The organism is Mesorhizobium quangtriensis, from assembly GCF_040081925.1.
Taxonomy (GTDB): domain Bacteria; phylum Pseudomonadota; class Alphaproteobacteria; order Rhizobiales; family Rhizobiaceae; genus Mesorhizobium_K; species Mesorhizobium_K quangtriensis.
Genome location: NZ_JBEBMF010000003.1, coordinates 607,522 through 621,632, shown reverse-complemented (window position 1 = coordinate 621,632; position 14,111 = coordinate 607,522). Strand labels below are relative to the sequence as shown.

12 protein-coding genes are annotated in these 14,111 nt (G+C 63.6%); 2 read left to right on the top strand and 10 right to left on the bottom strand.

What is annotated here, in order from left to right:
• Nucleotides 1-107: 107 nt before the first annotated feature.
• Complete coding sequence (locus ABMA32_RS18810; protein WP_349015314.1) at nt 108-1,331, top strand: DUF2865 domain-containing protein; 1,224 nt, start codon at nt 108-110, stop codon at nt 1,329-1,331.
• On the opposite strand, the gene gltX is transcribed toward ABMA32_RS18810, so the two are convergent.
• From gltX to ABMA32_RS18780, 6 genes are all read right to left on the bottom strand, one after another.
• The gene (gene gltX, locus ABMA32_RS18805) at nt 1,249-2,622 is read right to left on the bottom strand and encodes a glutamate--tRNA ligase (protein ID WP_349015313.1); all 1,374 of its coding nucleotides are present in this window, start codon (nt 2,620-2,622) and stop codon (nt 1,249-1,251) included. The genes ABMA32_RS18810 and gltX overlap by 83 nt on opposite strands.
• Before the next feature lie 130 nt (nt 2,623-2,752).
• Nucleotides 2,753-4,576, bottom strand: coding sequence for an ABC transporter ATP-binding protein (locus ABMA32_RS18800; protein ID WP_349015312.1), 1,824 nt, complete (start codon nt 4,574-4,576; stop codon nt 2,753-2,755).
• A gap of 319 nt (nt 4,577-4,895) precedes the next feature.
• On the bottom strand, nt 4,896-6,125 hold the full coding sequence (locus ABMA32_RS18795) for an MFS transporter (protein WP_349015311.1): 1,230 nt from the start codon (nt 6,123-6,125) through the stop codon (nt 4,896-4,898).
• Nucleotides 6,122-6,526 (bottom strand): GNAT family N-acetyltransferase, encoded by a 405-nt coding sequence (locus tag ABMA32_RS18790; RefSeq protein ID WP_349015310.1) that lies wholly within the window; start codon nt 6,524-6,526, stop codon nt 6,122-6,124. The genes ABMA32_RS18795 and ABMA32_RS18790 overlap by 4 nt, the downstream gene beginning before the upstream one ends.
• Nucleotide 6,527: 1 nt before the next feature.
• Complete coding sequence (locus tag ABMA32_RS18785; protein ID WP_349015309.1) at nt 6,528-8,207, bottom strand: NAD+ synthase; 1,680 nt, start codon at nt 8,205-8,207, stop codon at nt 6,528-6,530.
• 65 nt (nt 8,208-8,272) lie between these two features.
• Nucleotides 8,273-8,986, bottom strand: a complete 714-nt coding sequence (locus tag ABMA32_RS18780; RefSeq protein WP_349015308.1) for a DNA-3-methyladenine glycosylase I — start codon at nt 8,984-8,986, stop codon at nt 8,273-8,275.
• Nucleotides 8,987-9,063: 77 nt separating this feature from the next.
• Here ABMA32_RS18780 and ABMA32_RS18775 point away from each other — a divergent pair, with 77 nt between their 5' ends.
• A complete protein-coding gene (locus ABMA32_RS18775; RefSeq protein WP_349015307.1) occupies nt 9,064-9,621 on the top strand; it encodes a DUF1003 domain-containing protein in 558 nt (185 codons plus the stop codon).
• A gap of 19 nt (nt 9,622-9,640) precedes the next feature.
• Here the strand turns inward: ABMA32_RS18775 and urtE are convergent, their stop codons facing one another.
• From urtE to urtB, 4 genes are all read right to left on the bottom strand, one after another.
• The gene (gene urtE, locus ABMA32_RS18770; protein ID WP_349015306.1) at nt 9,641-10,336 is read right to left on the bottom strand and encodes an urea ABC transporter ATP-binding subunit UrtE; all 696 of its coding nucleotides are present in this window, start codon (nt 10,334-10,336) and stop codon (nt 9,641-9,643) included.
• Between the two features lie 123 nt (nt 10,337-10,459).
• The gene (gene urtD, locus ABMA32_RS18765) at nt 10,460-11,206 is read right to left on the bottom strand and encodes an urea ABC transporter ATP-binding protein UrtD (RefSeq protein ID WP_349015305.1); all 747 of its coding nucleotides are present in this window, start codon (nt 11,204-11,206) and stop codon (nt 10,460-10,462) included.
• A gap of 5 nt (nt 11,207-11,211) precedes the next feature.
• Nucleotides 11,212-12,393: an urea ABC transporter permease subunit UrtC gene (gene urtC, locus ABMA32_RS18760; protein WP_349015304.1), complete on the bottom strand. Its 1,182-nt coding sequence runs from the start codon at nt 12,391-12,393 to the stop codon at nt 11,212-11,214.
• Entirely contained in the window at nt 12,390-13,985 is a 1,596-nt protein-coding gene (gene urtB / locus ABMA32_RS18755; protein WP_425475565.1) for an urea ABC transporter permease subunit UrtB, read from the bottom strand. Before urtB ends, urtC begins: the two co-directional genes overlap by 4 nt.
• Nucleotides 13,986-14,111 lie beyond the last annotated feature (126 nt).

Sequence of the window (14,111 nt, the reverse complement as noted above, 5' to 3'; positions counted from 1 at the left end):
CGTCGGCTCCGAACGCGGCGACGACAAAGCCCACACGAAGGATTAACGTCGCCGCCACTAGAGTCGGCCTCGAACAATTGCCCAAAGGCCCAATGCAGAGCCGGAACATGATGGCGGCGAGCCCGCAAAAACCCGCCAGTCGGTTCGATTTCGGCCTTGCCGCGATCTTCGCGGCAATGCTGGCTGTGGCATTTCTGGTGCCCGATATCGCGCTTGCGCAATCGCGCGTCTGCCGGCAACTCGAGGCCGAGCTGACTTCTGGCGGTGCGTCTACCTCTCGCTCCCGCAAGACGGAAGCGGCGATCGCCAAGCAGCGCGACCAGATTCAGTTGGCAAAGAGCCAGGCAAGAAGCGCGGGATGCGGCTTTCGCATCTTCAAGAGCGGTTCCGGTGCTTGCGCGGCCTATGACCAGAAAATCGGCCGGATGGAGCGCAATCTTGCGTCGCTCGAAAGCCGGGGGACGCGCACCGCCAAGCCGCAGCGCTCGCGTGCGCAGATCATGGCTGCGTTGCGCGCAAACGGATGCCGCGACGAGGCCGTCTCCGAGCGCAGGCCGGCGCGTGGACTGGAAGGCCCACGGAACCTGCTCGACCAGATTTTTGGAGGCGGCATCCGCCAGCGCGGCACACTGGACGAACTCGGAGAACCCGTCCGGCGCGACGAAGGCCAGCAGGCGCGCCGCATAACCCGCGAGCCGGAAGGCGGCTGGGTCAACGAAGGAGGCCGCATCCGCTTCTCCGCCCCGCCCGGCCGCTACCGTACGCTCTGCGTGCGCACCTGCGACGGCTATTATTTCCCGGTGTCGAACATGTCGTCGCCGTCGGATTTCGAGCGCGACCAGGCCAATTGCCAGTCGAGCTGCCCGGGCACAGAAGTCCAGCTTTACTATCACCGGCCAGGCCAGGAATCCGAGGCGATGCGTTCCGGCATTTCCGGGCGCCCCTACGACGACCTGCCGACGGCATGGCTATACAAGCAGACCGGCGTGCCGACGCCGGCCGGCTGCGCCTGCAGCATCCCGAAACCAAATGAAGCCACGAACTTCAGCGTCATCGCGGGCAACCCGCCGGCCGAACCGCCGGTGGCGGCCGAGCCTGTATCGCCACAGCCGGCAATACGGCCGGATCCCGGCCTAGACCCCGAGACGCAAGCCAATCTGGACGGCGGGCTTGATGCCGAGGCGCTGCGGCGCATGGCGAACACGCCGCGCGTCAACAAATCCTCGCCCTCGGGCGAAGAACGTCGCGTCAGGGTCGTCGGGCCTGTATTCCTTCCGGACCCAGAAGGGGCAGCAGATCCGCAAGCTCCGGCCCGGACGGAAGTCCAGTAACGGCAATCCTCAGCGGCGCGTAGAGCGCCTTGCTCTTGCGTCCGGTCTTTTCCTTCACTGCCTCAATCCAGGGCTTGAACGTATCGCGGTCCCAAGGTCCGGGGGGCAGCATGTCGAAGGCCTCGCGCACGAACGCCTTGTCTTTCTCCGACAGGTCGAGCGGCGTCTCGGGCCCCTGCTTGACGATCCGCCACCACGTCGTCGCATCGGCAAGCGTGTCGAGGTTGCCTCGCACCGCCATCCAGAAGGGTTCCGCCTGCTCGTCGAAGATATCCAGCGCCGAAAGCCTGTCCCGCGCCTCCTTGAACGGCATCTGCCGCAGCAGGTCGCGGTTGAGCGTCTTCAGGTCCTCGGGATCGAACTTCGCCGCCGATTTCGACGTCGCCCCGAGATCGAAGAGTTTTGCCAGATCCGACATTGAGGGTGCGACGACGACATTCTCGGATGTACCGGTCAGCACCGCCAGCGACGCGATCGCCATGGGCTCCAGGCCGGCTTCGCGCAGGCTTGCGATGGACAGCGCGCCGGTGCGCTTCGACAGCGCCTCGCCGGTAACGGCCGTCAGTAAATTGTGGTGGCCGAACTCCGGCGGCTCCGCTCCGAGCGCCCGGAAAAGCGCGATCTGCACGCCGGTATTGGTGACATGGTCGTCACCCCGGATGACATGGCTGATGCCCATGTCAATATCGTCCGTCACAGAAGGCAGCGTGTAGAGGAACGTGCCGTCCTCCCGGATCAGGATCGGATCGGACAGCGAGGCGAGGTCGATAGTCTCTTCGCCGCGCACGAGGTCGTTCCAGCTCACCTCCGTTCGCTCCGGCTGCATCGGGTCGCTCTCGAAATTGGGCAGCAGGAAGCGCCAATGCGGCTTGCGCCCGTCGGATTCGTATTCGGCGATCTGGGCGTGGCTGAGCGTCAGCGCCTCGCGGCCATAGACTGGCGGCAGGCCGCGCGTGCGGCGGATCTTGCGCCGGAGGTCGAGCTCCTCGGGCGTTTCGTAGCAGGCATAGAGAACCCCTGCCCGCTTCAGCCGCGCGACGGCGTCCTCGTAAAAATCGAAACGCTTCGACTGGTATTCGGTCACGTCCTGAAAAATGCCGAGCCAGTGCAGGTCGTACTGGATAGAGTCCGCGTATTCCTGTTTCGAGCGCGCCAGATCGGTATCGTCGAAACGCTGCACGAAGTTGCCGCTGTTCTTCCAGGCGAAAAGCCAGTTGAACAGCGCCGTGCGCGCATTGCCGATATGGATGTTTCCGGTGGGAGACGGTGCGAAACGGACGGTGACGGACATTTGCGGGCCGTAGACCAAGGACAGGAAAGTTACAAGGGCCGCCGCTCACAAGCCACATAGAGCATTGCGGCCAGATTGGAAAGCCACGCCCGGCAAGGACGGGCCGGCCACTAACGGCCGGCCGCGCTCACTAGGCGATCTTTTGGCCGTCGTCGAACAGCCCGCGCGTCAATTCAAGGGCCTGCCGCTCGAACAGCCGCCGATAAATGCCGTTGTCCTTTCGGACCAGCGTTTCGTGCCGGCCTTCCTCGAGGATCTCGCCGCGATCGAAGACCAGCAGCCGATCGAGCGCCTTCACGGTCGACAGCCGGTGCGCGATCACCAGCGTGGTGCGCCCGGTCATCAGCCGCTCCATCGCCTGCTGGATCAGCACCTCCGATTCAGAATCGAGGCTCGACGTCGCCTCGTCCAGGATCAGGATCGGTGCATCAGCCAGGAATGCGCGCGCAATCGCGACACGCTGGCGTTCGCCGCCCGACAGCTTTACGCCGCGTTCGCCGACCAGCGTCGCATAGCCCTTGGGTAGCCGCATGATGAAGTCATGCGCGCTGGCAAGCCTTGCTGCGTGCTCGATCTCCTCCTGGCTCGCGCCCGGCCGTCCGTAGGCGATGTTCTCCGCGAGCGAGCGGTGGAACAGGATCGGCTCCTGCTGCACGATGGCGATCTGCGAGCGCAGCGACGCCTGCTTCGCCTGTGCAATGTCCTGCCCGTCGATCACGATGCGCCCCTTGTTGACGTCGTAGAGACGCTGGATCAGCTTGACGAAGGTCGTCTTGCCCGAGCCGGAGTGCCCGACGAGGCCAACACGCTCGCCCGGCCGGATCGACACCGAGAAATCCCGGTACAACGGCAGCCTGTGGCTTCCGTAGTGGAAGGTCACGTTCTCGAAGTCGATGCCGCCGGCGCCGATGCGGATCGCCTGCGCGCCCGCACGATCAGCAACGCCAAGAGGATGGCTCTGCATCTCGACCAGTTCCTCCATGTCGTTGACCGACTTCTGCAGGTTGCGGACATGCTGGCCGATGTCGCGCAGATAACCCTGCAGCATGAAGAACGATGTCAGCACGAAGGTGATGTCCCCTGCATTCGCCTGGCCGCTAGACCAGAGCAACAGCGCAAAGCCGATGATGGCCGTGCGCATCAGCAGCAGGGTCGCGCCCTGCGTCGTGCCGTTGATCGTGCCGCGCGTCCAGGTACGCGCCGTGCGGGCGCGCCACTTGGCGACCACCTTGGTGAAACGCGCATCCTCGCGCGTCTCACCGCCAAATGCCTTGACCACGGAGTTGCAGCTCACCGCATCGGCAAGGGCTCCGCCGAGCTTGGTGTCCCACGCATTGCTCAGGCGGGCAGCCGGCGCGACATAGGCAAGCGACAGCGACACAGTCAGCACGATGTAGATCAACGAACCTATGGCGACGACGACACCCATCGACGGCCAAAACAGGCCGAGCAGTACGGTGGTGCCGACCAGCATCGCAACCGACGGCAGGAGAGCCATCAGGATCGTGTCGTTCAGCAGGTCCAGCGCCCACATGCCGCGCGTGATCTTGCGCACGGTCGAGCCGGCGAAGCTGTTGGCATGCCAGTCGGTCGAGAAGCGCTGCACGCGGTTGAACGAATCCGCGCCGATGTCGGACATCATGCGCAGCGTCAGCCTGACGATGCCCAGGAAACCGAAATGGCGCATGATCGTCGTGCCCAGGGCGAGCGCGATCAGCATGCCGAAAGCCGATGTCGCGGCACTCCATGCAGCCTCGTCGGATGCGCCGCCGCTGGCGACGGCCTCGACGAGCCGGCCGGCGAATAGCGGTGTCAGCACGTCGGCCATTGTCGCCAGCAGGAAGACAGCAACGATGAAGGCAAGCCGCATCGGCTGGCGCCGCCAGTGAACCCAACTGAAACCCAGAACGCTGCGGAAAGCGCCGCCGCGCATGTCGGTGCGAAAAGAAGTCATGTTGTTCCTGACGCCTGAAACCGGACGCCATCCCAAGAAATCAGTTCTGTAAAGGGCGCGAGACGGAAGAAAACTCGCGATGTCTGGGCTCGTTCAGAGCATGATCCCGGACCGAAGGACCGCGTTAGCGAAAAGCGGAGACCGGATTTCAGAAATGATCATGCGAACCAGAAACGACGCCCGCCAACCGTCAGGATTGTAGCCCTGCGGTCAGGGAGGGGACGTGAAATTCCAGCATTCAGGGCCTCCCTGTTTGAGTGACGAGGTTGCGCTTATAGTCAAAGCCTGCCGGGTCGCCAACCCCCATAATTCGCCCGGATCAGGCCATACGGCCGTCAACCGCCCGCACCCGCAGCCGCCGCGAGATCGGCGCAAGCAGCACCGACACGGCAAAACAGTAGAGTCCCATCGTGATAAGCTGGTGCGGATAAGAGACGCCGTGGTCGATCATGTAGCCGGTGATTCCGGGACCGGCAGCCGAAGCGAAGACGATTGCCGAGAACACCAGGGCGCGGATCGCTCCGAGATTCTTCAGACCATAAACTTCCGGCCAGACTGCGCCGAACAGCGTTGTCGATAGCCCGTTCGAAAAGCCAAGGAACGCCATGAAGAGAAATGGCACCCATTGCGCTTCGAGCAGCCCCAGTATCAGGCAGGCGACGCCGAGCGGGACGAGGACGAAAGGCAGCAGCGCCAGACCCGAGAAACGGTCGATAAGCTGCCCGGACACAAGCGTGAAGATGCTGTTGACGAGGGCGGCCATCGTGAACGACGCGGCAAAGACGCCGAGCGACCATCCGCGCAACTCCACCAGATAGACCTGATGGAAGAAGACGGTCGTCACGATGAAGCCCGGAGCCATGACGCCGAGCATGAGCAGGTAGAACATAGGGTCGCGAACGACCTCGGCGCGCGTCCAGTCTCTTGCATCGACAATGCGCGGTGCAGGATCATTGGCCCGGGGCGTACGGCCGACGGAGACGAGCGCGCTGATGATTGGCAGCGCCACCAGTAGCAGGACGGCCGCACCGGCCAGCCATGTGCTGCGCCAGCCTAGACCGGCCGCCATGGCCACGAATACGGTTGGCAGAAGGGCGTCGCCGACATTGTGGCCAATGATGATCACGGACAGCGCGCGGCCGCGTTGCGCCGAAAACCACCGTGCTGTCGCCGTGACCGCGTTGTGGACCATCATCCCCTGCCCGAACAGGCGCAGCAGGTAGATGGCCAGCACAAGCAGCGCCACATGAAGTGCGACCGCCATCAGTATGCAGGCGAAGGCGAGCATCGGCACGATGAACAGGGTCACCTGGCGCACACTATAGCGGTCGACGATCGTGCCAAGATAGGGCAGCGTCAACGCGCTGCCGAGCGTGGCGATCATGTACACCATCCCGAACCCGCCATGCGTCAGTCCGTAATCCTCCCGGATATGGCCGGCTGACAGCGAGATGAAGAAGGTCTGCCCAAAGGACGAGAAGAAGGTAAAAAGCAGCCCGCCGGTCAGCCAGCGGGCATTCTCGCGCAGGAAAGCGATGAACCCACTCACGCCGCGGCCGGCCGGTCGAGCCGCATTTCCTTCCCGTCCGTGCAGGGCTGGAACCCATAGCGCTGATAGAGTCCGTGCGCGTCCGATGTGTTGAGCATCCACGTCTGGACCGTCCGCAATTCCGGATGGTCCAGCAACGCCTCCACCAGCGCCTTGCCGATCCCCTTGCCGCGCTGTTCCGGCCAGACGATCACGTCCGATATGCGCGCAAACAGGGTTAGGTCGCCATGCGCTCGCGCAAAACCGACCTGCCGGCCATCGATCAGCGCGATCACGCAGACGGAGTTCGCAAAGGCGCGCCGATCAAGCTCAGCGGTTCGCTGGCTTCCCCAATAGGTCGCCTTCAGCAGCGCATGCGTCGCCTCGAAGTCGAGGCGATCGAGGTCGGAGGCGATCTCCACCCTACCCCCGATCCCTGAACCGGTTTGTGATCGGATAGCGCCGGTCGCGGCCGAAATTCTTGCGCGTGATCTTCACGCCCGGCGCTGCCTGTCGGCGCTTGTATTCGGCGATGTAGAGCAGGTGTTCGATGCGGTGCACCGTATCGCGGTCATGACCGCGCGCCACGATCTCGTCGACGCCCATCTCGTTCTCGACCAGGCATTCGAGGATATCGTCGAGTACAGGATAGGGCGGCAGCGAATCCTGATCCTTCTGGTCGGGTCGCAGTTCGGCCGACGGCGCCTTGTCAATGATGTTTTGCGGGATCACCTCGCCCGACGGACCAAGCGCACCCGGCGGCACGGTGGTGTTGCGCCACGCGGCCAGCGCATACACCTGCATCTTGTATAGGTCCTTGATCGGGTTGAAGCCGCCGTTCATGTCGCCATAAAGCGTGGCATAGCCGACCGACATCTCGCTCTTGTTGCCCGTCGTCACCACCATCGAGCCGAACTTGTTGGAGATTGCCATCAGGATCGTGCCACGGGCACGGCTCTGCAAATTCTCCTCGGTGATGCCTTCCTTGGTACCCTCGAAAAGCTGCGTCAGTGCGTGGCTGAATCCTTCCACCGGCTCGAAGATCGGCACGATGTCATAGCGGCAGCCGAGCGCGCGGGCACAGTCCTCGGCATCCTTCAGCGAATCCTTCGACGTATATTTGTAGGGCATCATGACGGCGCGCAGGCGTTCTTCGCCCAGCGCATCGACAGCCAGCGCGGCGCAGATGGCGCTGTCGATGCCGCCCGACATGCCGAGCACGACGTTTTTGAAGCCGTTCTTGTTCACATAGTCGCGCAGGCCGAGCATGCAGGCGCGGTAGTCTGCCTCCTCCTTCTCGGGTATGCGCGACATCGGTCCTTCGACGCACACCCAGCCCTCTGCGGTGCGGTTCCATTCCGTGATCGCCAGCGTCTCCTCGAACTGGCTCATCTGGAAGGCCAGCGAGCGGTCCGCCTGGATGGCAAAAGACGCGCCGTCGAACACCAGTTCGTCCTGCCCGCCAAGCTGGTTGGCGTAGATCATCGGCAGGCCGGTCTCGACCACCTGTTGGATCACCACCTGCTGGCGCACGTCGACCTTGCCCCGATAGTAGGGCGAGCCATTCGGTACCAGCAGCAGTTCCGCGCCGCTCTCGGCCAGCGTCTCGCAGACGCCGTGTTCGCCCCAGATGTCCTCGCAGATCGGGATGCCGAGGCGCACGCCGCGGAAATTCACCGGACCCGGCAAGTCCGGCCCGGCCTGGAACACGCGCTTCTCATCAAACTCGCCATAGTTCGGAAGGTCGACCTTCAGCCGTTCAGCGATTACCTTGCCGCCGTCAGCGACGATGATGGCGTTGTGGACCCCGCTGTTGCGCTTCAGCGGCGTGCCGATGATGACGCCCGGGCCGCCATCGGCGGTGTCCTCTGCGAAATCCTTCGCGGCCTTTTCGCAGGCCGCCAGGAACGCTGGCTTCAGCACGAGGTCTTCCGGCGGGTATCCCGCAATGAACAGTTCGGTGAACAGGATGATGTCGGCGCCCTGCCGCGCCGCGTCCGCCCTCGCCTCGCGCGCCTTGGCGAGGTTGCCGGCGATGTCGCCGACGGTCGGGTTCAACTGGGCGACTGCGATGCGCAGGATATCGGGAGCTTTCTTTGCCATGCCCGCGATTTAGCGCGGCCTTACCCGAGCCGCAATGCCGCTGGCAGTCCCGTGTTCTTGGACCACTAGTCGCCGATATAGGCCTGCAACGTCTCCGGCGAATTGTTCTCGCCAATCGACATGGCGAGAATGCGTGAGATGTGGGCCCCTGGCAGGCCGGTTTCATCAGCCCATGCGTTGATCTGCTTCTGCACCTGCTGCTGGTCCTTCTTCGAACTGGCCGCCTCGCCGATATCCAGCCCCGCGTCGCGCAGCGCCAGCACCATGTCGCGCGAAAACACGAAGGTATCCCAGCCGATCCAGCGCAGGAAATATTGCCCGGTCGCGCCGCCAAGCCGGCTACCATGCTTGCCGAGATAGGCCGTCAGCCCGATCTGGTCGTCCGCCGGCCATTTTGCCAGGAACTTGCCGAAACTGCCGTGCTCCTTCGAAATACGCTCCACAAAAGCGGCGTTCTCGCGCACCGACATGATCTTCTGCCCGTTGCGCACGATGCGCGTGTCTGATGTCAGACCGTGCCAGTAGTCCTCTGGCTGGAACAGCAGCGCCTTCGGCTCGAAGCCGAGGAACGCTTCCTCGAAGCCTGGCCACTTGTTTTCGATCACCGACCAGACGAAGCCTGCGGAAAAGATGCGTTCGGCCATGGTCGACAAAATGCGGTCGTCGGAAAGCTTCGCGACCTTGGCGTTGTCCGGCTTCGGCCCGAGCAGTTTGGTCAGTGTCGTTTCGCCGCCCTTCCTCTTGGCGGCGCGTTCCCGGATTTTTTTGAAACTCGTCACGGCTTGTCCCCGGTCCCTATAGTGTCCGAATATCCTCCTATATGGATCAAATTCTGCCAACTGGACAGGAAACGCCCATGCACAGGACCGTTCCCGAACTTGCAAGCCGTTGGCTGCGCCGCCGACCGGAAGCACTCAGCAGCGAGGAAAACCGCGTCCTCGAAAGCGCGGTCGAGCGAAAGCCGATCGCGCAGGACGTCAACGATGTCGTCGCCCGCGAGTCGGATTTCGGCGACCGCCTCGCCGACGGAATAGCCCGGGTCGGCGGATCGTGGAGCTTCATCGTCATTGCCGTTCTTTTTCTCGTTCTCTGGACGTTCGGCAACGCCTGGATGCTCGGCCGCGAGGGCTTCGACCCCTACCCTTTCATCTTCCTGAACCTCATCCTTTCGATGGTTGCTGCGCTGCAGGCACCGATCATCATGATGTCGCAGAACCGGCAAAGCGCCCGCGACCGACTTGATGCCAGCCACGACTACGAGGTCAACCTGAAGGCGGAGATCGAGATCATGGCGCTGCACGAAAAGCTTGACGAGATGCGCCACAGCCAGATCATGATCCTGCGCGATGACATGGCGAAGCTGTCGGCGCAGATGGAGCGGATCGAGGCGGCGATTGGCGGCAGGCCGTCCTGAGTCGGCCGAAACCCTTGGCCTATACGGTCAGGTATTTCTTCACCTCGGGCTTGTCGAGATCTTCCGCCGGGCCGGTGTGCACGATCAGGCCGCGGTCCATGATGTTCACCTCGTCGGCGAGCTCTCGGCAGAAATCGAGATATTGCTCGACCAGCACGATGCCGATGCCGAACTGGTCGCGCAGATAGCGGATGGCTCGGCCGATGTCCTTGATGATCGACGGCTGGATGCCTTCGGTGGGCTCGTCGAGCACGAGCAGCTTTGGCCGCATCACCAGCGCGCGCCCAATGGCGAGTTGCTGCTGCTGGCCGCCGGAGAGATCGCCGCCGCGCCGTCCCAGCATCTGCTTCAGAACCGGGAAAAGCTCGAACACATGGTCTGGCACGAAGCGCTCGGCGCGCTTCAGCGGCGCAAAGCCCGACTCGAGATTTTCCCGCACCGAGAGCAGCGGGAAGATTTCCCGCCCCTGCGGTACGAATGCGATGCCCGACCGGGCGCGATCATACGCCGCGCTCCGGTCGAGCGCCTTCCCCTCGAAGGCTATGCTGCCCGATGTCAGCCTGTGGTGGCCGACGATCGATCTCATGAGACTGGTCTTGCCGACGCCGTTGCGTCCGAGCACGCAGGTGATCTTGGCTGGCTGCGCGGTGAGCGACACGCCGCGCAGCGCCTGCGCGGCGCCGTAGTGGAGCGTGGCATCCTTGACCTCAAGCATGACCACGCTCCACCCTTCGCACCCGCCCCACACCCTGGTCCCCCTCTTCCCCCGCGAAGGGGGAGGCCGGCGCCCGCGCCGACCAGAGGGGGTTCCTGAAACCGTTGGACGACACTGTCATCGTCACCGCCCCAGATAGACTTCGACGACACGCTCGTCGGACGACACGAAATCCAGCGAGCCTTCGGAGAGCACCGAGCCTTCGTGAAGGCAGGTCACCTTCACGCCGAGTTCGCGGACGAAATGCATGTCATGCTCGACCACGATGACTGAATGGTGCTGGTTGATCTCCTTCAGCAGCCTCGCCGTTTCCTCGGTTTCGGCATCGGTCATACCGGCCACCGGCTCGTCGACCAGTAGTAGCTTCGGGTCCTGCGCCAGCAGCATGCCGATCTCCAGCCACTGCTTCTGGCCATGGCTGAGGTTGGCAGCCAGCATGTGGCGCTTATCGCCGAGTCGCGTGACGCCGAGAATCTCGTCGATCTGCCGCTTTTCCTCGGCGGACCCCTTATGGAACAGCGCCGGGAAGATCGACCGCGATCCCTTGAGCGACAGCACCAGATTGTCCTCGACCGTATGGCTCTCGAAGACCGTTGGCTTCTGGAACTTTCTGCCGATGCCCATCATGGCGATCTCGGCCTCGTCGTGCTTGGTCAGGTCGGTCTGCCCGTCGAAGAAGACCTCGCCGGCGTCGGGGCGGGTCTTGCCGGTCACGATGTCCATCATCGTGGTCTTGCCGGCGCCGTTGGGGCCGATGATGGCGCGCATCTCGCCCTTGTCGAGCACGAGCGAGAGATTGTTGATCGCGCGGAACCCGTCAAAAGCAACCGAGACACCGTCAAGATAGAGGATCGTTCCGGATTTCGACATGCGCTCTACTCCGCCGGCTGAGCCTGGGCCCGCACGATCTTCGGGTCCGTGTCGTCGGGGTCGGTGCCCTTCTCCTCGGCGATCGATGCAGCGCGTTCGGCCCTGCCCGTCTGCCACTGGTCCCACAGGCCGACGATGCCCTTCGGGAGGAAAAGCGTGACCGCCACGAAGAGACCGCCGAGCGCGAACAGCCAGAGTTCGGGGATCGCGCCGGTGAACCAGCTCTTGCCGGCGTTGACCAGAAGCGCACCGATGATCGGGCCGATGATCGTGCCGCGGCCGCCGACGGCTGTCCACACCACGACCTCGATCGAGTTCGACGGCTCGAACTCGCCGGGATTGATGATGCCAACCTGCGGCACGTAGAGAGCACCCGCGATGCCGGCCATCACCGCCGACATGGTGAAAGCGAAGAGCTTTACGTTCTCGGCGCGCCAGCCGAGGAAGCGCGTGCGGCTTTCGGCGTCGCGCACCGCGATCAGGATCTTACCGTACTTCGACGTCACGACCAGCCAGGTCAGCAGGACGCCAAGCGCCAGCGCCAGCGCGCTTGCGGCAAACAGCGCCGACCGCGTCGTGTTCGCCTGCACGTTGAAGCCTAGGATGTCCTTGAAGTCGGTCAGGCCGTTGTTGCCGCCGAAACCCATGTCATTGCGGAAGAAGGCCAGCAGAAGCGCGTATGTCATCGCCTGGGTGATGATCGACAGGTAGACGCCGGTGACGCGGCTGCGGAACGCAAACCAGCCGAACACGAAGGCGAGCAGCCCCGGCACCAGGATGACCATCAGCGCGGCGAACCAGAACTGGTCAAACCCGTACCAGAACCACGGCAGTTCCTTCCAGTTCAGGAACACCATGAAGTCGGGGAGGATCGGATTTCCGTAAACGCCGCGGCTGCCGATCTGGCGCATCAGGTACATGCCCATCGCGTAGCCGCCGAGCGCGAAGAAAGCGCCGTGGCCGAGGCTGAGGATGCCGCAATAGCCCCAGACGAGGTCGAGCGAGAGCGCCAGCAGCGCGTAGCAGAGATATTTGCCGACCAGCGCGACCATGTAGGACGGCACGTGGAAGGCGCTGTCCGGCGGCACCGCTACGTTGAGGATCGGCACGATGATCGCGATCGCAACGAGGATGGCGATCGTGACGGCGATGCGGCGATCGGAGCCGAAGAAGCGGGCGGCGATCACGCTTCCACCGCCCTGCCCTTGAGCGCGAACAGGCCGCGCGGGCGCTTCTGGATGAAAAGGATGATGAGCACCAACACGAGAATCTTGCCCAGCACCGCGCCGACATAAGGCTCGAGGAACTTGTTCAGCACGCCGAGCGAGAAGGCACCAACCAGTGTGCCCCAGAGATTTCCGACGCCGCCGAATACCACGACCATGAAGCTGTCGATGATGTAGCCTTGGCCGAGGTTGGGCGAGACATTGTCGATCTGGCTGAGCGCCACGCCGGCTATTCCCGCGATGCCGGAGCCGAGCGCAAATGTCAGCGCATCGACCCAAGGCGTGCGGATGCCCATCGAGGCGGCCATGCGGCGATTGGCTGTGACGGCGCGCATCTGCAGGCCCCACGGCGTCCGCTTCATCACAAAGAGCAGCAGGAAGAACACGGCCAGCGCAAACACCATGATCCAGAGCCGGTTCCAGGTGATCGAAAGTTCACCGAGCTGGAACGCGCCGGACATCCATGACGGATTGCCGACCTCCTTGTTGGTCGGGCCGAAGATCGTACGCACCGTCTGCTGGAGGATCAGCGACACGCCCCAGGTCGCCAGCAGCGTCTCCAACGGCCGGCCGTAAAGGAAGCGGATGATGCCGCGCTCGATGGCCAGACCGACCCCTCCGGCAACAATGAACGCCAGCGGCAGCGCGATCGCCAGTGACCAGTCGAAAAGGCCGGGGAAGGATGTGCGAATGACATTCTGCACGACGAAGGTGGTGTAGGCGCCGAGCATGACCATCTCGCCATGCGCCATGTTGATGACGCCCATGACGCCGAAGGTGATGGCGAGGCCGATGGCCGCCAGCAGCAGCACGGAACCCAGCGACAGCCCGTACCAGACGTTTTGCGCGGCCGCCCATATCGCAAGAGAGGCATTCATCTTGGTGACCGCATCAGCGGCCGCCTCCTTCAGCGGTCCCTCTGCTCGAGCCTCATATCCCGTCAGGAAGGACAGCGCCGCACGGTCACCGCGCGCTGCAATCAGATCGATCGCCGCCAGCTTCTCCGCTTCCGGCAGGTCGGACTGCAGAACCGCAGCCGCACGTGCCTGCTGGAGTTTCGCCCGGACGCTCGCCACGGCCTCCTTTTCGATCGCCGCGTCGAGGGCCGGAATGGCATCCGGATCGGGATTGCCGAACATCGTTTCAGCGGCGGCAAGGCGCACGGCCGGATCATCGGAGCCGAGCGTCAACGTGCCCAGCACATCGCGGATCGTGCGACGCAGGCTGTTGTTGACCCGGACCTTTGTGACCGCGGCCTTCGCCTCCTCGCCGACGGCTTCGCCAGTCAGCGGGTCGGCGAGATTCACGACCTGTCCGGTTTCCGAACCGATGAAGACACCCGAGTCCGACTTGCGGAAGTAGAGATTGCCGTCGGCCAGTGCCAGAAGCGGCCGCTCCACCGAGGTGTCGCCCGTGGCGACGAGCTCGCGGACAACCTGCTCGGTGGCCTGGAAATTCTTGGTCGTGGCGAATTTGGCGATGATGGCGCGCAGCCCGGCCTCATCGGCGGATGCCGGCGCCGCAACGGCGAAGATCAGCAGAATTATCGTCAGAAGCCGTCGGAGAAGAATGGTCACGGGACGGTCGACCTTGTTGCGAATGAAACGCTCCGGGCGAAAAGGAGGGAGTATCCGCCCGGAGCTGTTGGCATCGGTTCAGCCGGCTAGGCTCAACCCCAT

Coding starts and splice junctions, on each gene's coding strand:
- ABMA32_RS18810 (WP_349015314.1), top strand. CDS start 108: ATGATGGCGGCGAGCCCGCAAAAACCCGCCAGTCGGTTCGATTTCGGC.
- gltX (WP_349015313.1), bottom strand. CDS start 2,622: ATGTCCGTCACCGTCCGTTTCGCACCGTCTCCCACCGGAAACATCCAT.
- ABMA32_RS18800 (WP_349015312.1), bottom strand. CDS start 4,576: ATGACTTCTTTTCGCACCGACATGCGCGGCGGCGCTTTCCGCAGCGTT.
- ABMA32_RS18785 (WP_349015309.1), bottom strand. CDS start 8,207: ATGGCAAAGAAAGCTCCCGATATCCTGCGCATCGCAGTCGCCCAGTTG.
- ABMA32_RS18775 (WP_349015307.1), top strand. CDS start 9,064: ATGCACAGGACCGTTCCCGAACTTGCAAGCCGTTGGCTGCGCCGCCGA.
- urtE (WP_349015306.1), bottom strand. CDS start 10,336: ATGCTTGAGGTCAAGGATGCCACGCTCCACTACGGCGCCGCGCAGGCG.
- urtD (WP_349015305.1), bottom strand. CDS start 11,206: ATGTCGAAATCCGGAACGATCCTCTATCTTGACGGTGTCTCGGTTGCT.